This is a genomic window from Kribbella sp. CWNU-51 (assembly GCF_054073265.1).
In genome coordinates this window covers 475,476-494,672 of sequence record NZ_JBSXMZ010000007.1, presented here as the reverse complement: position 1 = coordinate 494,672, position 19,197 = coordinate 475,476, and the positions used below count along the sequence as shown (strand labels likewise).

Sequence of the window (19,197 nt, the reverse complement as noted above, 5' to 3'; positions counted from 1 at the left end):
CCGTCGCCCCCTTGACAGTCACGGCTGGCTGGGTACGGCGAGCCGCCGTCCACGCAGGATCGCGGTCAGCCGGTACGACGAGACCACCTTGACCACGCACGCCGCGATCGCGATCGAGTACGGCAGCCACTGCGCGCCGGTCTGGTGCGCGACGATCAGCGAGAGCACCACTGCCGCGGTGTTGATCGCCTTCGCCGGCTTGGACCAGTTCCAGATCCAGATCGGCCGGTCCACCTTGTAGAAGTAGTTCGGGCTGAGCGTGCCGGGCCAGAGCAGGAACGCCAGCGACAGCATCGTGTCCAGTACGCCGAACTGCACCAGGAAGATCGCCAGCGGCCCGATGGTCGCGGGGAACGTGGACATGAACGCGGCCGCCAACAGGAACGAGCACGCCCGGTCGCAGACGATGTCGAACACCGCACCGGCGACGGACTCCTCGTTCCGGTAGCGCGCCACCGCGCCGTCGGCCATGTCGCCCAGCCAGTACGCGGCGTACCCGATCACCAGCCAGCTGAGCATGCCGGTGCGGAACGCGATCGCGGCGATCACCATCGCAACGACGGTGCGGACCAGGGTGATCCGGTTCGGAACGCCCAACAGGAGCGCCGGCCGGACCACGAGCGGCATTGAACTCATTAGGCGGCCCTCAGGTTTTCGGGGTCGAGTGCGTCGCGGAGTTGGTTGCGAAGCAGGAAGCCGGCGGCCACGGCGCCGAGGTGGCTGAGCAGCCAGCCCGCGGCAGTCAGTCCGGCGGCGGTCAGCAACGTGCGCGGGTCGAGCGGACCGACCGCGCCGCCGGACATCCGGCCGACGCCGATGATCGTGCCCAGCAGGAGGCCGCCGGCGAGTGCGGGTGCGGCGACCGCGGTCAACTGGCGGCGGATGACGCGGCGGAGGAACCGCTCGTCCACCCCGAGTGCGGTGAGAGAGGCGAGTTGGCGGCGCTGGTCCACCAGTTGGTCGGCGACGCCGACGACGAGGGCGGCCATCGCGGTCACCGCGAGCAGGAGCACGCTGGCGATGCCCAGCCCGAACCCGGTGGCGAGGAAGCTCCCGGTCGCCGCGTTCGGCTCGGTCAGCGCGCTCACCAGCGCGATGGCCAGGGTGCCGACCAGGAATCCGCAGCAGCCCAGCAGAGCGCTCATCCGCGACGACGGCCGGGAGTCTGCGATCAGACGGACGCCGGTCAGCAGATTGGCCGGGTCACCGGATCGCTGGAGCCGCCGGCCGATGGCCCTGATCCACACTGCGGAGGCGCTCAGGAACAGCAAGGCCAGTCCGGCGATCAGGACCGTCGAGGCGACGTACCCGAGGTAGCGGGAGGTGAGCAGCCCGAGGACGACCATCACCGGTCCGGCGATGATTCCCGTACGGCGTTGGTCGGCCGGCGGCTCCTCGTGGGGTTGATCGCGTTGCAGCAGACTGCCGATGACCGCACCAGCTGCCGTCATCATCGCCACCACCGGAATCCAGCTCAGCGCGTCCAGCACCTCCACACCCGGCAGGATCTGGGCGATCCGCGGCAGCGCTCCGAGCAGCAAGCTGAGCACCAGATAGATCGGCCCCGCGAGGAGTCCGCCGGCCAACCCCGCCATGGCTCCGTCAGTCACGGACAGCTGTCGCACCTGCTTCCGCGAGGCCCCGGCCAGTCGCAGTGCCGCCAGTCGTCGTTCGCGTGCCGCCGTACCGAGCCTCAACGCCTGGACGGCGAGTCCTGCGGTGAGCACGGCGAGGATGAGCAGGATCGCGAGCAATCCGGACCGCAGTCCGGTCTCGGCGATGTAGTTGCTGTAGACGGTTTCCGGCAGCTCGCCCTTGCCCAGCCGGGCGATCCGGAAGTCCCCGAGCAGGGATGCTCCACTCAGCCCGAACGCCATCGTGGCCAGCTGTATCCGGCCGCGGTCGGCGGGCGTCCGCGAGCGGGCCAGTCGCACCAGCGTCTCAAGGGTCATCAGAGCGTCACCTCGTGCTGGATCAGGCCGTCGCGCAGTCTGATTTCCCGGTCCGCCGAGGCCGCGACGAGGTTGTCGTGCGTGACCATCAGCAGCGCGGCTCCGCGGTACCGCGCAGCCTGCAGCAGCACCTCCAGCAGTTCCTGCCCGGCGCGGCTGTCCAGGCTGCCGGTCGGCTCGTCCGCCAGAACGACGGACGGTCCGGTGATGAGAGCGCGCGCCACAGCGGCCCGCTGCGCCTGACCACCGGACAGCTCAGCCGGAACCGCATCCGCCTCGTCAGCGATCCCTACCTGCTTCAGCCAGTCCAGCGCACTCAGATGCGCCTCGCCGCGCTCATGACCGTCCAGGAGCAGCGGGAGCGCGACGTTGTCGATCATCGGCAGGTCAGGAACCAGTTGGCCGAACTGCAGCACGATGCCAACCTTCGTACGGCGCAACCGAGAGCGCTGCTCTTCCGGAAGAGCAGCCAGATCCTGACCGTCCACTCGGACCGTCCCCGCATCCGGACTGAGGATGCCGGCTGCGCAGTGCAACAGGGTCGACTTGCCGCACCCACTGGCGCCGGTCACGGCGACCACTTCACCGGGCCTGAGCTGTAGAGACACGCCTTTGAGCGCTGTGTTGCGCCGGTAGGAGTACTCGACGCCGTCCAGCTCCAGCACCGGCTGCGACGTACTCATGGACGAGCTCCTTTCTGCTCGGAGATGCGTTCGAGGGCGCTGTCGAGCCAGCGCAGGTCGGCGTCGAGGTGGGCCACGATGTACTCGCGGACCAGCGGCGAGGTCGGGTCGTCCTCGGCCGGCGTCTCTCGTAATTCACGGATCCGGCGCAGGTGGCTTGCGCGCTGCCGGGCCAGGAACGCCGCCACATCGCCACCGGTCCGGATCGCCGCGACGAGCTTGCGCAGTACCTCGTCCGCGCTGCCCCAGGCCGGTGGCACCGGGTCGCTGAGCCAGTCCGTGAGGTGGTCGCGGCCCTTGGTCGTCAGCGCGTAGACAGTCCGGTCCGGGCCGCCGCCGGAGGTCTTGTCGACCACCTCGACGAGTCCGTCCCGCTCCAGCCGGCCGAGTGTCGTGTACACCTGCCCGAACGCCAACGGCCGGCTGTCCGGGAACCACGTGTCATGGCCGCGCTTCACGTCGTACCCGTGTGCCGGGCCGGTGGAAAGCAGCCCCAGGACGAGCTCGGCGGTTGCCATGGCAGCGACTATACACTGCGTGTATGTACTGAGTGAATAGTCCGCGATGCGGAGTTCTGGGGCTGGATCGGTAGGATTCAGGCGTCACCCCGGAACGAGACCTGGAGTAAGTCAGTGGCTCGCGTTGTCGTCGACGTCATGCTCAAGCCCGAGATCCTCGACCCGCAGGGCAAGGCGGTGCACGGCGCGTTCGGCCGGCTCGGCTTCGACGGCGTGGCCGACGTCCGGCAGGGAAAGCGGTTCGAGATCACCCTGGACGGCGAGGCGACCGAGGAACGGGTCGCCGAGATCCGCAAGGCCGCGGACACGCTGCTGGCCAACCCGGTGATCGAGGACTACACCCTCCACGTCGAGGACGCCCAAGAGGACGCGCAGTGAAGATCGGGGTCGTCACCTTCCCCGGCTCGCTCGACGATGTCGACGCCCGCCGCGCGGCCGCGGTGGCCGGTGCCGAGGCGGTCGCGCTCTGGCACGGCGACGCCGACCTGCACGGTGTGGACGCGGTCGTCCTGCCGGGCGGCTTCTCGTACGGCGACTACCTCCGGGCCGGTGCCATCTCCCGGTTCGCGCCGGTGATGGACACCATCATCAAGAGGGCCGGCGAGGGCCTGCCGGTGCTGGGGATCTGCAACGGCTTCCAGGTGCTGTGTGAGTCGCACCTGCTGCCGGGCGCTCTGATCAAGAACCACCACCGCAAGTTCATCTGCAAGGACCAGCCGCTGCGGATCGAGAACAACCGCACCGCCTGGACCAGCGACTACGACGCCAACCACGAGATCACCATCGTGCTCAAGAACCAGGACGGTTCGTACGTCGCCGACGAGGCGACCCTGGACCGGCTGGAGGGCGAGGGCCGGGTCGTCGCCCGCTACCTGGACGAGAACCCGAACGGCTCGTACCGCGACATCGCCGGGATCACCAACGAGCGCGGCAACGTGGTCGGCCTGATGCCGCACCCGGAGCACTGCGTCGAAACACTGACCGGCCCCAGTACGGACGGCCTGGGCTTCTTCACCTCGGTGCTGAAGGCCGTCGTCTCCAGCTGATGAAGTCGTCAAGGTTGCGGCGCCTCCTGGCCCGCAGCCTCTTTCTGACCGCGGCGGCCGTGCTCGCCGCCACCGGTACGGCGAGCGCCCAGCCGGCGAGCCTGATGGCGAAGGTCGTGGTGATCGGCGTCTCCGGTCTGACCTGGAGTGACGTGAAGGCATCGCCGGAGCTGACCGCGCTGGTCAACCAGTCGAACGTCGGCTCCATCACCGTGAAGACCGCCGGCCCGCACACCTGTCCGATCGACGGCTGGCTGACGATCAGCGCCGGCACCCGGGCCTGGGGGAGTGTGGCCGACCTGCCCTGCGGTGACCTGCCGGCTGTCACCAACGGCAAGGTGGCCGACTGGCAGACGTATGTCGACCGCCAGGCCGAACACCACACCGGCGCACCCATCGGCCGTCTCGGTCAGGCCGGCTACCCGATGTGCGGCTTCGGACCCGGTGCGGCGATCGCGCTGGCTCACACCGACGGCTCGGTGACCAACTGGCAACCCGACTTTGACGCGACCAGACTGGCGAGCAACGACTGCGGTGACGCGGTCATCGACGCCGGCGCGCTACCTCTGAGGGAAGGGCGGGCGGAGGCACGCAAGCGGGTCGCGGATCTGGTCGCCCAGGCCCGGGCGTCCGGCGGTTGGGTTCTGCTGGTCGGTGTCAGCCAGGAGCTCGCCAACGCACACCAGGAGCCGCTCGTTGCGATGCAGCTTCCTCCGGACAACGGCCCGCGCTGGCTGACGAGTGACAGCACCCGCCGACCGGGTCTGATCCAGCTGACCGATATCACGGCAACCGTTCTCAAGGGGCGCACAGCCGCAGAAGTCGATCCGGCTGGAGTGGCGAAGGCTGGGCCGCTGGATGGGAACGAGATCCACTCCACCGGTGACGTGCACACCGATGCGGCCGCGGTGATCGAGAACCGGCTGGACACCAACCAACGGTTCGAGCAGCCACGGCCGATGCTGGTCGCGGTCTCGATGACGATCCTGGCCGCGGAACTGCTCGCGATCGCCTGGTTCTGGATCACGCGGAGCCCACGGTCCCGTCGTACGGTCGTGTTCACGCTGTTGACGCAGGGTGGATTCTTCATCGCGGTTTTCCTGTCCACCGCGACCGTGTGGTGGCGGTGGCCCGCGCCCGCTTTCTCCTTGTACTGCGTGGTTCTCGGGATCAGCGTGGTCCTGGCAGGTGTGGCTCAGGTCGTGCTGAAGCGTTATGCGTTCCTGGGGATCGCGTTGACGGCGTACGTGATCTTGCTGGTGGACGGCGTGCTTGGGACGCCGCTGCAGTTCGGGAGCATGTTCACCGACGGGCCGGTGATCGGTGGACGGTTCTATGGCTTCGGCAACTCCACTTTCGCGACGCTTGCGGTCGCAGCCCTCGTCACGGCCGGCTGGGCCGCGCAGAAGCTGATCGACAAGAGCAGAGTGCAGGCCGCACTCGCTGTGCTTGCGATCGGCGGCGCTGCGATCGTCGTGGACGGCAGGCCGGGCTGGGGGACCGACTTCGGCGGCATCATCGCGCTGACCCCGGCTGTACTGCTCATGGCCTGGCTGACCTGGCGCGGCAGCATCTCACTGCGTGCATTGATCGGTGTGGGTCTGACCGGCGTACTGGCGGTGTCCGCTGTCGCCTACCTCGACTATCTGCGGCCGCCGGACCAGCGGAGCCACTTCGGCACGTTCGTGGCCCGGCTGCTCGACGGGGACGTGAGCGACATACTGATCCGCAAGCTGGACATGGCGGTGCAGTTCTTCACCGGTCCGTCCGGCTGGGTCATGCTCGTGGCAGTGGTGCTGTGCATGCTCGCCACTGTGCTGCCCGAGAAGGTGCCCTCAGAGTCCTACCGCCGCTTCTACACCAGTCTGCCGATGATCCGGCCGACTCTCCTCGCTCTGTCGACCTGCGGTCTGGTCGGCATGCTGCTGAACGACGCCGGCGTCGCCCTACCCGCGATCATGGCCGGCTTCGCAGTACCACTGCTAGCGGCTCACCTTGTGGCCGCTGGGCAGCCCGCTACCGTTTCACCTGAGTCCCACCTAGTGCAGGAGTCCTAACGTGTCCCCGGAATCACACGCAGACACCGTCAGCAACGCCAGTAGCACCCCTGAGGTCGAGCAGCCGTGGGCGGAGCTCGGCTTGAAGCCGGATGAGTACCAGCGGATCCGGGACATCCTGGACCGGCGGCCGACCAGCTGCGAGCTGGCGATGTACTCGGTGATGTGGAGCGAGCACTGCTCGTACAAGTCGTCCAAGGTGCACCTGCGCAAGTTCGGCGAGATCCCGCAGGAGACACCGGCCGGGAAGATGCTGGCCGGCATCGGTGAGAACGCCGGCGTCATCGACATCGGCGAGGGGTACGCCGTCACGTTCAAGGTCGAGTCGCACAACCACCCGTCGTACGTCGAGCCCTACCAGGGCGCGGCGACCGGGGTCGGCGGCATCGTCCGCGACATCCTCGCGATGGGCGCCCGCCCGGTCGCGGTGATGGACCCGCTGCGGTTCGGCCCGCTGGACGCGCTGGACACCAAGCGCGTGCTGCCCGGGATCGTCTCCGGCGTCGGTGGCTACGGCAACAGCCTCGGCCTGCCCAACGTCGGTGGTGAGGTCGTCTTCGACCCGACGTACCTGGGCAACCCGCTGGTCAACGCGCTCTGCGTCGGCGTGATGCGGCACGAGGACCTGCACCTGGCCAACGCGACCGGCGTCGGCAACCAGATCATCCTGTACGGCGCCAAGACCGGTGGCGACGGGATCGGCGGAGTGTCGGTGCTGGCGTCGGAGACCTTCGCCGAAGGCGGTCCGACCAAGCGGCCGGCGGTCCAGGTCGGCGACCCGTTCATGGAGAAGCTGCTGATCGAGTGCACGCTCGAGCTGTTCGCCGCGCGCGTGGTGGAAGGCATCCAGGACCTCGGTGGCGCGGGCCTGTCGTGTGCGACGTCTGAGCTGGCGAGTGCGGGCGAGGGCGGCATGTACGTGTCGCTCGACAAGGTGCCGCTGCGGGACGCGTCGCTCGCGCCGGAAGAGATCCTGATGAGCGAGTCGCAGGAACGCATGATGGCGGTCGTCACGCCGGACAACGTCGAGGCGTTCCTGAAGATCTGCGCCAAGTGGGATGTGCAGGCGGACGTGATCGGCGAGGTCACCGACACCGGCCGGCTGCAGATTGACTGGCACGGCGAGCGGGTTGTCGATGTACCGCCGCGAACCGTCGCGCACGAGGGGCCGGTCTACGAGCGGCCGTACGCGCGGCCGGACTGGCAGGACGAGCTGCAGGCCGACGGCGCGGAGAAGTTGCCGCGGGCAACCACGCCCGCGGAGCTGCGGGACACCCTGCTGAAGCTGGTCGCCTCGCCGAACCTGTGCGACAAGTCCTGGGTGACGGACCAGTACGACCGCTACGTGCTGGGCAACTCGGTGCTCGCGCAGCCCGAGGACAGCGGGATGATCCGGGTCGACGAGACCAGCGGGCTCGGGGTCGCGGTGTCGACCGACTGCAACGGGCGGTTCGCCAAGCTCGACCCGTACACCGGCGCGAAGCTCGCGCTGGCCGAGTCGTACCGCAACGTCGCGACGACCGGCGCGCGGCCGGCGGCGGTGACCGACTGCCTGAACTTCGGCTCGCCCGAGGACCCGGCGGTGATGTGGCAGTTCGCCGAGGCGATCCGCGGCCTGGTCGACGGCTGCAAGGAGCTCGGTATCCCGGTCACCGGCGGCAACGTGTCGTTCTACAACCAGACCGGTGACACTCCGATCCTGCCGACCCCGGTGGTCGGCGTACTGGGCGTCATCGACGACGTCACCCGTCGTACGCCGATCGGCTTCACGCCCGAGATGGAGGGTCACCAGCTGTACCTGCTCGGTGAGACCGAGGAGGAACTGTCCGGGTCGGAGTGGGCGCACGTCATCCACGGCCACCTCGGTGGACGGCCGCCGGCGATCGACCTGGCGGCTGAGCAGCAGCTGGCCGACATCCTGATCAACGCGTCCCGCGACGGCCTCATCGACGCGGCGCACGACGTCAGCGACGGCGGCGTGGCGCAGACGCTGGTCGAGTCGGCTCTCCGCGGCGGTGTGGGTGCGCGGGTGTGGGCGCCGGACGGGCTCGACCCGTTCCTGTTCCTGTTCGCCGAATCGGCCGGCCGGGCGGTCGTCGCCGTACCGCGCACCGAAGAGGTCCGGTTCACCGACATGTGCACGGCCCGCCGCTTCCCGCACGCGAAGATCGGCGTCATCACCGGCGACACCCTCGACATCCAGGACCAGTTCGAGGTGCCGCTGACCGAGCTGCGGACGGCCTGGACGCAGACGCTCCCGGCTGCCCTCAACTGACCAGACGCGCGAAGACCCGGGCCGTATGGGTGCCCGGGTCCGCGCCGCGTCAGCCGACGAGTGCCACCCGCTGAGTCGCCTCGGCCAGGACGCGGTTCAGGCCGGCCTGGTCCTGCGGACGACCGGCGACCGTGACCTCGATGTAGGCACGCTTGCCGTGCTCCAGGGTGTCGATGAAGCGCGTGGTGACCCAGCGCTGGCCACGGGCCCCGTCGCGGTACGTGTAGGTGATCGACGTGTAGGCGACCGGCGGCGCGGTCCACGGCACCTTCGACTTCACCGTGCCGTGGGCGCGGGCGACGATCTTCAGGCCGGGCACGCCGTGCAGGGCCTTGACCCGCTGCTGGGAGGCGGTGTTCACGCTCACCTTGCCGTTGAGGCCGCCGTCGACCCGGAGCATCCAGGTGTTCGAGCTGTCGGTGAACTTGGCCTGGTACATGCCGAGCCTGGTGAACTTCCAGCCGGTCGGCGCGTACACCGAGACGTTGCAGTTGCCGACGTGACCCCAGCACTTGTACTTGTAGCTGAGGCTTGCCGGGTTGAGCGCGGGCTTGGCGTGGGCCGCGACGCTCGTGCGGGCCGGCGCGGCGGCGTCACTCGGCGCGACACCCAGTACGAGCACCACGGCACCGATGATCGCGGTGCCGACCAGTACCCGAAGCGTGGTCTTCTTCATGTTTCCGTCCTTCATGGCCAGGGGCTCCGTTCGGCCCTTCGCGACTTGAGATGACTTGGTGCCCGCCCGCGGTTGAGCGCCGATCTTGTGAGCAACGTCTCCGCCGGCCCCGGCAACCAAATGGCGTTCGGCGGTCGGGCCACCGAGCGTCTGGCACACTCGAAGGGGACGAGTGAGGTGAGCGGATGGCGGAGCGGCGGCCGGTCACGCCGAGTGAGCTGATGGGGCTCGCGGCGGCGGCCGGGCAGGAGGCTCGGGTTGCGGCTGCGCGGCGCCGGATGGCTGGTTTGCGGTTGAGCGACGAAGAGCGGCGGATCTGTACCGACGAGCTGGCCGAGCAGTTCGCGGTCGGTCGGCTGGACGAGGTCGAGCTGCATCGGCGGGTGGATCGGCTGAACGACGCGGTGACGCATGCCGACCTGCAGCCGATCTTCGCCGGCCTCCCGGCTCCATCGCTCTACAAGCCAGAGCCGAAGAAGGCTGGCAGGTGGCGGTGGGCCGCGTTCGCGGGCGCTGTGTGGATGGCCCTGCCGTTCGCGCTGACCGGACTGGTGCTGATGGTCTTCGGCCGTGAGATCGCGGCCGCGATCTTCGGGTTGCCCGCGCTGGCCTGGGTGTTCTTCACCTACCGCTGGGCCTCTCGCCCGCAGCGCGAGGAGCGCCGTCGGTCAGGAAGCTAGCGTCCTGAGTCGGAAGTTCGACGGCGCTTTCGGCGCCCAGGCACGCGCCTCGCGGCACTTGACCAGCGCCCATGATGCTCCGCATCGAGGCCACTGCTCAAGCACCCCGATGCACGCACCTGACCACCGAAATCTCTCGCCGAACTTCCGACTCAGGACGCTAGCGTCGACCTCCGCCCGTCACCCGAAAGGCGCCGCCATGCCCGAATCCGCCCACGCCGTCGCTGTTGACCGAGCTGGCGGGCCGCCGGCTACTCGCGGCGGGCATTACGTCCCGCAGCGGGCGCCGCTGAAGCCGGTCCCGTTCCAGAAGCTGCCACCCGGCGCGATCGAACCCCGCGGCTGGCTCGCGCAGCAGCTCGAGCTGCAGGTCAACGGCCTCTGCGGCCGGTACGACGAGATCTCGGACTTCCTGGTCTACGACACCAACGGCTGGGTCGATCCGGCCCAGGGCGCCTGGGAGGAGTTGCCGTACTGGCTCCGCGGCTTCGGCGATCTCGGCTACGCGACCGGCGACAGCGGCGTACTGACCAGGACGCAGCGCTGGATCGACGGCATCCTCGCGACCCAGGCTCCGGACGGCTGGTTCGGTCCGGACCGACTGCGGACCTCACTGGAGGACGGTCCGGACTTCTGGCCCGGAATGCCGTTGCTGGCCGCGTTCCGGTCTTGGTACGAGTATTCCGGCGACGAGCGGGTCATCCCGTTCATGACGAAGTACCTGCAGTTCCAGAACACGCAGCCGGCCGAGGTGTTCAACCGCTCGTGGGGTGCGTTCCGGTGCGGCGACAACATCGACACGGCGTACTGGCTGTTCAACCGCACCGGCGACGAGTGGCTGCTCGACCTGGTGACGAAGATGCACGCCGGCTCAGCCGACTACATCACTGGCATTCCTACCTGGCACAACGTCAACCTGGCGCAGGGGTTCCGCGAACCATTGCAGTACTGGCTTCTGAGTGGCGACGTGCAGCACCGGGAGGCGACGTACCGGAACTATGCGACGGTGATGGGGCGCTACGGTCAGTTTCCGGGCGGTGGGTTTGCGGGGGACGAGGACTCGCGGCCTGGGTTCGATGACCCGCGGCAGGGGTTCGAGACGTGCGGGATCGTCGAACTGATGCACAGCTGCGAACTGCTGACCCGCTTCACGGGTGACACGGTCTGGCCGGACCGGTGTGAGGAACTGGCGTTCAACTCGCTGCCGGCGTCGTACGATCCGCAGCAGCGAGTCATGCACTACATCACCTGTGCCAACAGCGTGCAGCTCGACGACCGGCCGAAGCACGGGCAGTTCGAGAATCCCTTCGCCATGCAGGCCTACAAGTACGGCGTGCATCAGTATCGGTGCTGCCCGCACAACTACGGCATGGGCTGGCCGTACTACGCGCAGGAGCTGTGGCTGGCGACGACGGACCACGGACTGGCGGCGTCGATGTACGCCGCCAGCAAGGTCACCGCTCGCGTCGGTGCAGGAGACATGGTGAGCATCGTGCAGGACACGGAGTACCCGTTCTCCGACAAGATCACCTTCACGGTGCAGACTGCGCGTGCTGTCCGATTCCCCTTCTATCTAAGGCGTCCTGGCTGGTCGCATGACGTCTCGGTAGAGGTGAACGGCCAGCCGGTCCGGACTGCCGGCGAGTGGATGAAGGTGGATCGCACCTGGCACTCGGGCGACCGCGTCGAGCTGGTGCTGCCGATGCGGACCGCCACCCGGGTGTGGAACGACAACCACGACTCCCTCTCCGTCGACCGTGGTCCGCTGACCTACTCGCTGAAGATCGACGAACGCTACGAGCGCATCGGCGGCACCGAGGACTGGCCGGAGCTGGCTGTCTATCCGGAGTCTCCGTGGAACTACGGTCTGATGCCGGATGCGCAGTTCGACGTCGTACGGCGGGACGCCGGCGAGAACCCGTTCACCACCGAGGGCGTGCCGCTCGCCTTGACCACGCAGGCTCGGCGGATCCCGCAGTGGGAGACCGACACCGAGGATGTGGTCGGACTGCTGCAGCGTGGTCCGGCCCGCTCATCGGAGCCGGTCGAAACGGTGACTTTCATCCCGATGGGCGCCGCGCGGCTCCGGATCACATCCTTCCCTCAGGTGTCGTCGGATGGAGAGGAGTGGATCCGCCGTACCCGGATCACCGCCTCACACGTCAACGACGGCGACTCACTCGAGGCGGCGGACGACGGCCGGCTGCCCGCGTCGTCCGGGGACACGTCAATTCCACGCTTCACCTGGTGGGACCGGCGTGGGACGACGGAGTGGCTCCAGTACGACCTGCGCGACGTCCGCGAGCTGTCCCAGGCGTCGGTCTACTGGTTCGACGACACGGGGTCCGGGGAGTGCCGGGTGCCGGACTCGTGGCGGGTCTTGTGGCTCGACGGGGAGGCCTGGCGTCCGGTCGAGAACAGTACGCCGTACGAGGTGGTCACGGATCGTCTGAACACGACGGCGTTCACACCGGTCCGGTCGCAGTACGTCCGGGTCGAGGCCGCACTGCGTCCGACATACTCCGGTGGCCTACTGCACTTGGCGTTCAGCTAACACAGCCGTGCTGGTCCCGTTTGGTGGCGGGACCAGCACGGCGGAGTTCTACTTCTGCGGAGCGGGGCCGGCGTACAGGGAGACCTGTCCAGGCCGGTAGGTAATCGCGCCGTGGACGTACCAGTTGCCGGGGACCGAGTCGCGAGAATCGAAGCTCGGACCGTCGCCGGTGAGGTAGTCGACCTTGACCCCGCGCCCCTCGACCTGCGGCAGCACCTGGGCGACGGTCTTGTTCTCGATGGCCAGCCCGGCCAGCACCTCGCCCTTGTCGGTGGCCGACGAGGACGTGTGCATGTACATCTCACCTGTCTTCGCGGCGCGGCCGAAGTCGATCACGGTCTTGCCGTCGTAGTTCTTCGGCAGCTCGAGGCCGTCCTGGCAACCGGGGTCGGAGGCGTTCAGGGTGCCGTTGCACTTCTCGCCGGGTTCGAGCCGGTGGAGTTGTTCCATCTGCTTCCCGTTCTGAGCCGAGAAGTCGACCATGGACCCGACGAACGGCGGGCTGACCGGCACGGCTCTGCGCGATGTCGAGTTCCTCCCACGCCACCAGCGACAGGAGCTCCCGGTCCTGCTCGGGAAGAGCCGGGAAGGCACGAGCCGCCGGAGTGTCGTCCGGCGACGACCGGTCTGTCGCGTCGAGCTCGGTGAGCTCGTCGCGCAGCTTGGTCGCCAGTGCGTGCCGACGGCCCTCACCTCTGCGGTGATTCGCGAGCACTCGGCGAGCCACGCCGTAGAGCCATGGCCGGGTCTGCGGGTCGAGAGGTACGTCGTCCAGCCGTCGCCACGCCACCAGGAACGTGTCGGCCAGCAGGTCGGCGGCGTCGTGGCCGCTGTCGGTCCGGCGGCGCAGGTACCCGAGCACGGCCTCGCGATGCGCACCGAACAGTTCTTCGAACCGCTCCTGGCGTACGTCGGGTGGGTCGTGCACGACTCCCTCTCTCACCGACCCGGTCCGGGCCTCGATCGGTATCAGCGTCATACCCGGTAGATGTCCAGCACTCTGCCCGCCCATTTCACCCCGCCCACATTGCAGCTTCCGGCAGCTTTCCGTGTGGATTCCGTGACCGCCCTGGACCAGAAGGCGTCGGCCGGAGTGAACTAACCTGTGCTGCGTGGAGGCTAGGTTGCGGCTGGCGGTGGGGGCAGACGGGCCGGCGATCGCGGAGTTGGCGCGGGCTTCGGTGCGCGAGGTGTTCCCGGCGTACCACGACGAGGTGCAGACCGCGAGCGCGGCGGAACACATCACCACTCTGGACACCGCGCTGATCGATGACGGCACGTACTACGTGTACGAGGCCGCCGGCGAGATCGTCGCGTGTGGTGGATGGAGCCGGCGGAACAAGCTGTTCAACGCGAGTACGGCGGGCGCCGACGAGCGACTGCTGGACCCGGCCACCGAACCGGCCCGGATCCGGGCGATGTTCGTCCGCGGGGACTGGACCCGGCGCGGACTCGGGCGGGGGATCCTGACCGCCTGTGTCGACGCGGCCCGGGCGGAGGGGTTCACCCGGCTCGCGTTGATGGCGACGCTGCCCGGGGCACCGCTGTACACGGCCTTCGGATTCACCGAGGTGGAGCCCGTCGACCTCCCGATGCCCGACGGCGTCGTCCTCGAGGGAGTCGCCATGGAACGACCGATCGACCTGGAGGAGTACGCATGACCGCAGGCACCAAGGTTCTCGTCCCCGACGGCACCGAGGTGGTCCTCGGCGAGATCGGGACCCGAGTGCTGCTGAAGAACTCCCGCGTCCGCGTCTGGGAGGTGTCACTGCAACCCGGCGAGGCACAGGGCTGGCACCTGCACCACAACCCGTACGTCGTCCTGTGCCTGTCGACGTCCCCCTGTCACATGGACTGGCTCGACGGCAGCCCGGCACGGCAGCTGAGCGAGACAGTCGGCGGCTCGGTGTATCGCCCGGTGTCGCCGGTGCACATGCTCACCAACGACGGTACGGCGCTCTACCTCAACCGGTTGATCGAGATCCTCGACCTGGGCGAGGAGGCGTCCGGCGACCCGTACTTCGTGGTCGCGGGTGTACCCGCCGACGCCGCGTTCGAGGAGATCGGTGAGATCCCGGCCAAGGTGGTCGTCGACGAGGACGACGTACGCGTCCAGCACGTCACTCCGGACGCGGGCGAGTCCTACACCTGGCACACCGGCGCCTACCCAGCCCTTGTAGTCGACCTGGACCTCGACAACCCAGAGGTCACCTACCTGGAGCCCGGCGAGGCCTTCACCCTCCCCGCGAAGGCCAACCGCACCGCTGGCTTCAGCCTGGTCGAGCTGTTGTACTACAGCAAGCCGCGCACCTGAGCAGCGTCCCGTGCCGCCAGCACTGCGGCCGTGTCGACCTCACTGAGAACTGCCTGCCGTAGGCGTGCCTTCACCAGCGGGACCTGCGGACCGACCGCGCTGAGCTCCTCCACCCCGAGAGCAGCGAGCAGTACGGCGGACTGCGGATCGCTGGCGAGGTCACCGCAGACTGCGACGCGAACGCCCGCGTTGCGAACGACGCGGTCGATCAGCTGCAGTACTGCGGGGTCGAGGCCGTCGGCAAGTGGGGCGACGGCGGTGTTGGTGCGGTCCGCGGCGGTTGTGTACTGGGTGAGGTCGTTGGTGCCGATGCTGACGAAATCCAGCCCGGTGGCGAGGGTGGCGATGCGGAGTGCGGCGGCCGGGACCTCGACCATGATGCCGATCTCCAGGCCGTCGGGCCGTGGGCCGAGATCGTCGAGCTCGTGGAGTCCCCAGGCGACCTCGTCCGCGGTCGTCACCATCGGGAACATCACGTGCACCGGAGTCTCGGCCGCGACCCGACGGACGGCTTCGAGTTGATCGCGCAGCAGTCCGGGACGCCGCCGGAACACGCGGATCCCGCGCTCGCCGAGGAACGGGTTCGCCTCCCGGTCCTGCGGCAGGAACGGCAGCGGCTTGTCGCCACCGATGTCCCAGGTCCGGATCGTGATCGGCTTGCCGTCCAACGCTCGCGCGATCGCCCGGAACTGCTCGACCTGCTCGTCCACGGTCGGCGCCGTACGCCGATCACCGAACAACACCTCGGTCCGCACCAGGCCGGACCCGTCCGCACCCCGCGCCTCCACCGCATCCTGGACGGCGCCGACGTTGACGAGCACGCCGATCGTCCGCCCGTCCACAGTTGTCGCCGGCTCATCGGCTCGCGTCAACGCCTGCTCCCGCTCACCGCGCCGCTCAGCGATCGTCGCTCGTACGGCGTCTTCGTCCGGCGCAACCTCGAACGACCCCACGCGCGCATCAAACGCAACCACCACGCCCGCCGGCACCTCGACGTCCCCGATCCCGGTGATCAACGGAATCCCGCGAGAGCGAGCCACAATCACCCCATGCCCGGTCGTCCCCGCGGCCCGTACAGCAACTCCGGCAACCCGCCCGGCGTCAAGCGTGGCAGCCGTCGCCGCATCCAACTCAGCCACGACGAGGATGCTCCCCTCGGCAGCGCTGTCCGGGGTAGCTCCGGCCGGGCTGGGTTCGTCGGTGGCGCTCCTGGTGAGAGCGCGCAGTACGCGGTCGCGGACGGCTCGCACGTCTTGCGCCCGCTCCCGCTGGTAGGCGTCGTCCAGTCCCTCGAAGGCGGCCGCCAGTTCGTCGTAGGTCTGCTTCCAGGCGACGGCGGCCGGCGTACCCGCGGTGATCGCCGCCCGGATCTCCTCCAACGGCTTGCGATCGTTCAGCAGCGCGAGGTGCGCGGCGAAGATCTCCCCATGGTCCGGGCTGCCGTCCCGCAATCCGCGAAGCTCGTCCCCAACTGTCGCCACCGCCTGGTCGAGCCGACCCAACTCGTCGTCCCCGGCAACGTAGCCGCTCAGATCCACCGCCGCTCCGGCCAGGACCGCAGGCCCGATCGCCACATCCAGCCCTGACCCACCAGTCCCCGCGGATCCACCCGTGCCTGGCTTCGGTGCACCTCCTCCGGCAGTGTCGCCGAAGTTCTCCCCGGCCAGCTTGGTGATCGCCGCCAAGACCTCGGCAGCCTGCACACCGCTAGCGCCCACCCGCAGCCGGTGACCGTGCTGAGCGTTCAGCGTCGCGACCATGCTCAAGCTCCCGGCGTCAACCGGCCCACGCCCGGTGTCGAGATCGGTGAGCGTGACAGTGGCATCGAAACCATTGACCAGGCCAACGAGTCGCGCAGCCGGCCGCGCGTGCAGCCCGTGCTCGTTGCTCACCGCAACTTCCACCGTCTGGTCGGCCTCAACCGCTGCAGTCGACTCGGCAGCACCGCCGACTCCGAGGTGGTCCTGCTTCCCGAGCAACCCGCGCTCGGCCTCGGCCGCCACCGCGTCGAGAGAGGCGCCGGTGGACGCGGTCACCACTGCGGCGACCAGGCCCTCGACCAGTGGCGCGCTGGACAACCGGACCCGCCCGGCGAGCTCGGGATCGACGAACTCCAAGGCCAGTTCGGCGCTCAACACGGCACTGCCGAGGTCGAGGAGGATCAGTACGCCGTCCGGGCTGTCGGCGGTCGTGATCGCTTCGGAGACCGCCGCCGCGTCCGTGCCGAACGTCGTCTCGTCCAGCCCCGCCGCGACCGCGATCACCGGACGGTTGTCCTCAGCAACCATCTCCGACGCCAGCCCCACCGCCGCCGCAGCCAGCGCCCGGCTGTGCGACACCACCACGATCCCGATCATGGGAGGGTGCGAGCAGCCGACTCCAACAGCAACGTAGTACTGGTTGCACCCGGGTCCTGGTGGCCGGCGCTGCGCTCGCCGAGGTAGCTCGCGCGGCCCTTCCGCGCCACCAGCGGCACCGTCGCGTCCCGCCCCTTGGCGGCCGCCTCCGCCGCCGCGGTCAGCGCACCGGCGAGATCCGATCCGCCCGCAACGGCAGCGTCGTACGCGTCGAGGGCCGGCGCCCAGGCGTCGTACATGGTCTTGTCGCCCAGCTCCGCCTTGCCGCGCTGGAGGATCCCACCGACCCCGGCCCTGAACGCCTCCCCGATCGTCGCCGGGGTCAGTTCGGCGCCGGCCAGCGCGGTCCCGAAGCGCAGGAAGAACGTGCCGTACAGCGGCCCGCTCGCCCCGCCGACCTTGCTGACCAGCGTCATCCCCGCCTTCTTCATCAGCTCGTCGACCGACCCGAAGCTGGTCTCGTCCAGCACCGCGACGATCGCCTGGAACCCACGGTCCATGTTGGCCCCGTGATCCGCGTCCCCGATCGCCGAATCCAGCTCGGTCAAGTACGCCGCATTCTCATGCAACGTACTCGCGGCATCCCGCAACCAATCAACGAAACTGTCGACTCCCATGCTCAAGCGCCCCAGCGGAGGCCGGGGGTGTTGACCGGGGCGTCCCAGAGACGGACCAGTTCGTCGTCCACCTTCAGGAGGGTGACCGAGCAGCCGGCCATCTCCAGGGAGGTGATGTAGTTGCCGACCAGGGAGCGGGCGACGGTGATGCCGGCGCGGTCGAGCAGTTTGGCGACCTCGTTGTACATCAGGTACAGCTCGAGCAGCGGCGTACCGCCCATGCCGTTGACGAAGGCAATGACCGAGTCGCCTTGCTGATAAGGAAGGTCGCTCACCACCGGGTCGACCAGCATCGCGGCGATGTCGCGAGCCGGTGCGAGTGGCAACCGTTGCCGGCCGGGCTCGCCGTGGATGCCGATGCCGACCTCCATCTCGTTCTCGGCCAGGTCGAACGTCGGCTTGCCGGCCGCCGGGACCGTGCAGGACGTGAGCGCCATGCCCATGCTGCGGCCGTTGTCGTTGACCTTCTTCGCCAGGTCCGCGATCTCCTGCAGCGGGCGCCCCTCCTCGGCGGCCGCGCCGACGATCTTCTCCAGCAGCACGGTCACGCCGACGCCGCGGCGGCCGGCGGTGTAGAGGCTGTCCTGTACGGCGACGTCGTCGTTCGTCACCACCGACAACACTTCGGTGCCGGCGTCGGCGGCGGCCAGTTCGGCGGCCATCTCGAAGTTCATCACGTCGCCGGTGTAGTTCTTCACGATGTGCAGGACGCCCGCACCCGCGTCGACCGCCTTGGTCGCGGCCATCATCTGGTCCGGCACCGGCGAGGTGAACACCTCACCGGCACAGGCCGCGTCGAGCATCCCGGGCCCGACGAACCCGCCGTGCATCGGCTCGTGTCCCGACCCACCGCCGGAGATCAGTCCCACCTTGCCCGGCCTCGGGGCGTCCTTGCGGTACACGATCCGGTTTTCCAGATCCACCCGCAACCGATCCGGATGCGCTGCCGCCATCCCCTGCAGCGCCTCACTCACAACATCACCAGGTTCGTTGATGAGCTTCTTCATGCTCCCCATCTGAGCACACGCCCGCCCGGAACGGGAGTCCCTCGCTCAGGCCGCCACCGCCGACAGCAACGAGATCGACCGGATCGGTCGGCTCACCGTGAGCAGAAGAGCCGCGACGGTGATCAGAGCGCCCATGACACAGACCACTCTGCGGTACCCGAAAACCCGCCGCCGAGGTCCGTGTCTGAACGGGTTGCGGGCATCCGGCCCCGCCCACCGGCCCATTTGATGCGCCAACCCCTCGAATAGCTCCTTCTCCCCTCGAATTCCGAGGGGAAACCGCCAGCGCCGGGGCGAACCGGCCAGCGCCGGGGCGAACCGGCGCTCCGGTCGGCTCCGTCGGTGGTGCCCGCGCGGTCGAACGGATCGCCAGGCCATCACAACGAGGCGAGGACGAAGGCCTCCCGCGGACGATCGCGGCGTCTCGGCGATCGTGATGGCCTGCAAGTCCGCCACACCCC

Annotated in this window: 17 protein-coding genes and 2 pseudogenes; 8 read left to right on the top strand and 11 right to left on the bottom strand. The window is 68.8% G+C overall.

Annotated elements, in window-relative coordinates; translation table 11 throughout:
* Positions 1-18: 18 nt before the first annotated feature.
* From ACXC9Q_RS10730 to ACXC9Q_RS10715, 4 genes are read right to left on the bottom strand one after another with little or no spacing between them, the layout of a single operon-like run.
* Positions 19-636 (bottom strand): CDP-alcohol phosphatidyltransferase family protein, encoded by a 618-nt coding sequence (locus ACXC9Q_RS10730; protein WP_457056319.1) that lies wholly within the window; start codon positions 634-636, stop codon positions 19-21.
* Positions 636-1,952: a hypothetical protein gene (locus ACXC9Q_RS10725; RefSeq protein WP_457056318.1), complete on the bottom strand. Its 1,317-nt coding sequence runs from the start codon at positions 1,950-1,952 to the stop codon at positions 636-638. Before ACXC9Q_RS10725 ends, ACXC9Q_RS10730 begins: the two co-directional genes overlap by 1 nt.
* The gene (locus tag ACXC9Q_RS10720) at positions 1,952-2,635 is read right to left on the bottom strand and encodes an ABC transporter ATP-binding protein (protein WP_457056317.1); all 684 of its coding nucleotides are present in this window, start codon (positions 2,633-2,635) and stop codon (positions 1,952-1,954) included. The genes ACXC9Q_RS10725 and ACXC9Q_RS10720 overlap by 1 nt, the downstream gene beginning before the upstream one ends.
* Positions 2,632-3,153, bottom strand: a complete 522-nt coding sequence (locus ACXC9Q_RS10715; RefSeq protein WP_457056316.1) for a helix-turn-helix transcriptional regulator — start codon at positions 3,151-3,153, stop codon at positions 2,632-2,634. The genes ACXC9Q_RS10720 and ACXC9Q_RS10715 overlap by 4 nt, the downstream gene beginning before the upstream one ends.
* Before the next feature lie 114 nt (positions 3,154-3,267).
* Here ACXC9Q_RS10715 and purS point away from each other — a divergent pair, with 114 nt between their 5' ends.
* From purS to purL, 4 genes are read left to right on the top strand one after another with little or no spacing between them, the layout of a single operon-like run.
* On the top strand, positions 3,268-3,531 hold the full coding sequence (gene purS / locus ACXC9Q_RS10710) for a phosphoribosylformylglycinamidine synthase subunit PurS (protein ID WP_329482674.1): 264 nt from the start codon (positions 3,268-3,270) through the stop codon (positions 3,529-3,531).
* On the top strand, positions 3,528-4,199 hold the full coding sequence (gene purQ, locus ACXC9Q_RS10705) for a phosphoribosylformylglycinamidine synthase subunit PurQ (RefSeq protein WP_329482673.1): 672 nt from the start codon (positions 3,528-3,530) through the stop codon (positions 4,197-4,199). Before purS ends, purQ begins: the two co-directional genes overlap by 4 nt.
* Entirely contained in the window at positions 4,199-6,256 is a 2,058-nt protein-coding gene (locus tag ACXC9Q_RS10700; protein ID WP_457056315.1) for a hypothetical protein, read from the top strand. The genes purQ and ACXC9Q_RS10700 overlap by 1 nt, the downstream gene beginning before the upstream one ends.
* Before the next feature lies 1 nt (position 6,257).
* Complete coding sequence (gene purL, locus ACXC9Q_RS10695; protein ID WP_457056314.1) at positions 6,258-8,531, top strand: phosphoribosylformylglycinamidine synthase subunit PurL; 2,274 nt, start codon at positions 6,258-6,260, stop codon at positions 8,529-8,531.
* Positions 8,532-8,580: 49 nt separating this feature from the next.
* Here the strand turns inward: purL and ACXC9Q_RS10690 are convergent, their stop codons facing one another.
* A complete protein-coding gene (locus tag ACXC9Q_RS10690) occupies positions 8,581-9,207 on the bottom strand; it encodes a hypothetical protein (RefSeq protein ID WP_457056313.1) in 627 nt (208 codons plus the stop codon).
* Positions 9,208-9,392: 185 nt separating this feature from the next.
* On the opposite strand from ACXC9Q_RS10690, the gene ACXC9Q_RS10685 reads away from it, so the two are divergent.
* Together ACXC9Q_RS10685 and ACXC9Q_RS10680 are read left to right on the top strand one after the other, a co-directional pair.
* Entirely contained in the window at positions 9,393-9,887 is a 495-nt protein-coding gene (locus ACXC9Q_RS10685; RefSeq protein WP_457056312.1) for a DUF1707 domain-containing protein, read from the top strand.
* A gap of 199 nt (positions 9,888-10,086) precedes the next feature.
* The gene (locus ACXC9Q_RS10680; RefSeq protein ID WP_457056311.1) at positions 10,087-12,441 is read left to right on the top strand and encodes a beta-L-arabinofuranosidase domain-containing protein; all 2,355 of its coding nucleotides are present in this window, start codon (positions 10,087-10,089) and stop codon (positions 12,439-12,441) included.
* 48 nt (positions 12,442-12,489) lie between these two features.
* Here ACXC9Q_RS10680 and ACXC9Q_RS10675 read toward each other — a convergent pair whose 3' ends face one another.
* Positions 12,490-12,924 (bottom strand): hypothetical protein, encoded by a 435-nt coding sequence (locus tag ACXC9Q_RS10675; RefSeq protein ID WP_457056776.1) that lies wholly within the window; start codon positions 12,922-12,924, stop codon positions 12,490-12,492.
* A 256-nt stretch (positions 12,925-13,180) separates the two neighbouring features.
* Positions 13,181-13,420 (bottom strand): annotated as a pseudogene (locus tag ACXC9Q_RS10670) (RNA polymerase sigma factor); the annotation flags it as partial.
* 133 nt (positions 13,421-13,553) lie between these two features.
* On the opposite strand from ACXC9Q_RS10670, the gene ACXC9Q_RS10665 reads away from it, so the two are divergent.
* Complete coding sequence (locus tag ACXC9Q_RS10665; RefSeq protein WP_457056310.1) at positions 13,554-14,102, top strand: GNAT family N-acetyltransferase; 549 nt, start codon at positions 13,554-13,556, stop codon at positions 14,100-14,102.
* Positions 14,099-14,755, top strand: coding sequence for a hypothetical protein (locus ACXC9Q_RS10660; protein WP_457056309.1), 657 nt, complete (start codon positions 14,099-14,101; stop codon positions 14,753-14,755). The genes ACXC9Q_RS10665 and ACXC9Q_RS10660 overlap by 4 nt, the downstream gene beginning before the upstream one ends.
* Here the strand turns inward: ACXC9Q_RS10660 and ACXC9Q_RS10655 are convergent.
* The 4 genes and pseudogenes from ACXC9Q_RS10655 to dhaK all read right to left on the bottom strand — a co-directional run bounded on the left by ACXC9Q_RS10655 (position 14,734) and on the right by dhaK (position 18,736).
* Positions 14,734-16,647 carry an HPr family phosphocarrier protein gene (locus tag ACXC9Q_RS10655; protein WP_457056765.1) on the bottom strand — a complete coding sequence of 638 codons (1,914 nt, stop codon included), beginning with the start codon at positions 16,645-16,647 and terminating at the stop codon, positions 14,734-14,736. The two genes, ACXC9Q_RS10660 and ACXC9Q_RS10655, sit on opposite strands and share 22 nt — an antisense overlap.
* Before the next feature lie 54 nt (positions 16,648-16,701).
* Positions 16,702-17,112, bottom strand: a pseudogene (dhaM, locus tag ACXC9Q_RS10650) (dihydroxyacetone kinase phosphoryl donor subunit DhaM); the annotation flags it as partial.
* The gene (gene dhaL, locus ACXC9Q_RS10645; protein WP_457056308.1) at positions 17,109-17,729 is read right to left on the bottom strand and encodes a dihydroxyacetone kinase subunit DhaL; all 621 of its coding nucleotides are present in this window, start codon (positions 17,727-17,729) and stop codon (positions 17,109-17,111) included. The gene dhaL and the pseudogene dhaM, both read right to left, overlap by 4 nt.
* Positions 17,730-17,731: 2 nt before the next feature.
* A complete protein-coding gene (gene dhaK, locus ACXC9Q_RS10640; protein ID WP_457056307.1) occupies positions 17,732-18,736 on the bottom strand; it encodes a dihydroxyacetone kinase subunit DhaK in 1,005 nt (334 codons plus the stop codon).
* Between the last annotated feature and the right edge of the window lie 461 nt (positions 18,737-19,197).

Excerpts from the sequence above, each read along its gene's own strand:
- ACXC9Q_RS10730 (WP_457056319.1), bottom strand. The coding sequence starts at position 636 with ATGAGTTCAATGCCGCTCGTGGTCCGGCCGGCGCTCCTGTTGGGCGTT.
- ACXC9Q_RS10725 (WP_457056318.1), bottom strand. The coding sequence starts at position 1,952 with ATGACCCTTGAGACGCTGGTGCGACTGGCCCGCTCGCGGACGCCCGCC.
- ACXC9Q_RS10720 (WP_457056317.1), bottom strand. The coding sequence starts at position 2,635 with ATGAGTACGTCGCAGCCGGTGCTGGAGCTGGACGGCGTCGAGTACTCC.
- ACXC9Q_RS10715 (WP_457056316.1), bottom strand. The coding sequence starts at position 3,153 with ATGGCAACCGCCGAGCTCGTCCTGGGGCTGCTTTCCACCGGCCCGGCA.
- ACXC9Q_RS10700 (WP_457056315.1), top strand. The coding sequence starts at position 4,199 with ATGAAGTCGTCAAGGTTGCGGCGCCTCCTGGCCCGCAGCCTCTTTCTG.
- ACXC9Q_RS10690 (WP_457056313.1), bottom strand. The coding sequence starts at position 9,207 with ATGAAGAAGACCACGCTTCGGGTACTGGTCGGCACCGCGATCATCGGT.
- ACXC9Q_RS10685 (WP_457056312.1), top strand. The coding sequence starts at position 9,393 with ATGGCGGAGCGGCGGCCGGTCACGCCGAGTGAGCTGATGGGGCTCGCG.
- ACXC9Q_RS10680 (WP_457056311.1), top strand. The coding sequence starts at position 10,087 with ATGCCCGAATCCGCCCACGCCGTCGCTGTTGACCGAGCTGGCGGGCCG.
- ACXC9Q_RS10675 (WP_457056776.1), bottom strand. The coding sequence starts at position 12,924 with ATGGTCGACTTCTCGGCTCAGAACGGGAAGCAGATGGAACAACTCCAC.
- ACXC9Q_RS10660 (WP_457056309.1), top strand. The coding sequence starts at position 14,099 with ATGACCGCAGGCACCAAGGTTCTCGTCCCCGACGGCACCGAGGTGGTC.
- dhaL (WP_457056308.1), bottom strand. The coding sequence starts at position 17,729 with ATGGGAGTCGACAGTTTCGTTGATTGGTTGCGGGATGCCGCGAGTACG.
- dhaK (WP_457056307.1), bottom strand. The coding sequence starts at position 18,736 with ATGAAGAAGCTCATCAACGAACCTGGTGATGTTGTGAGTGAGGCGCTG.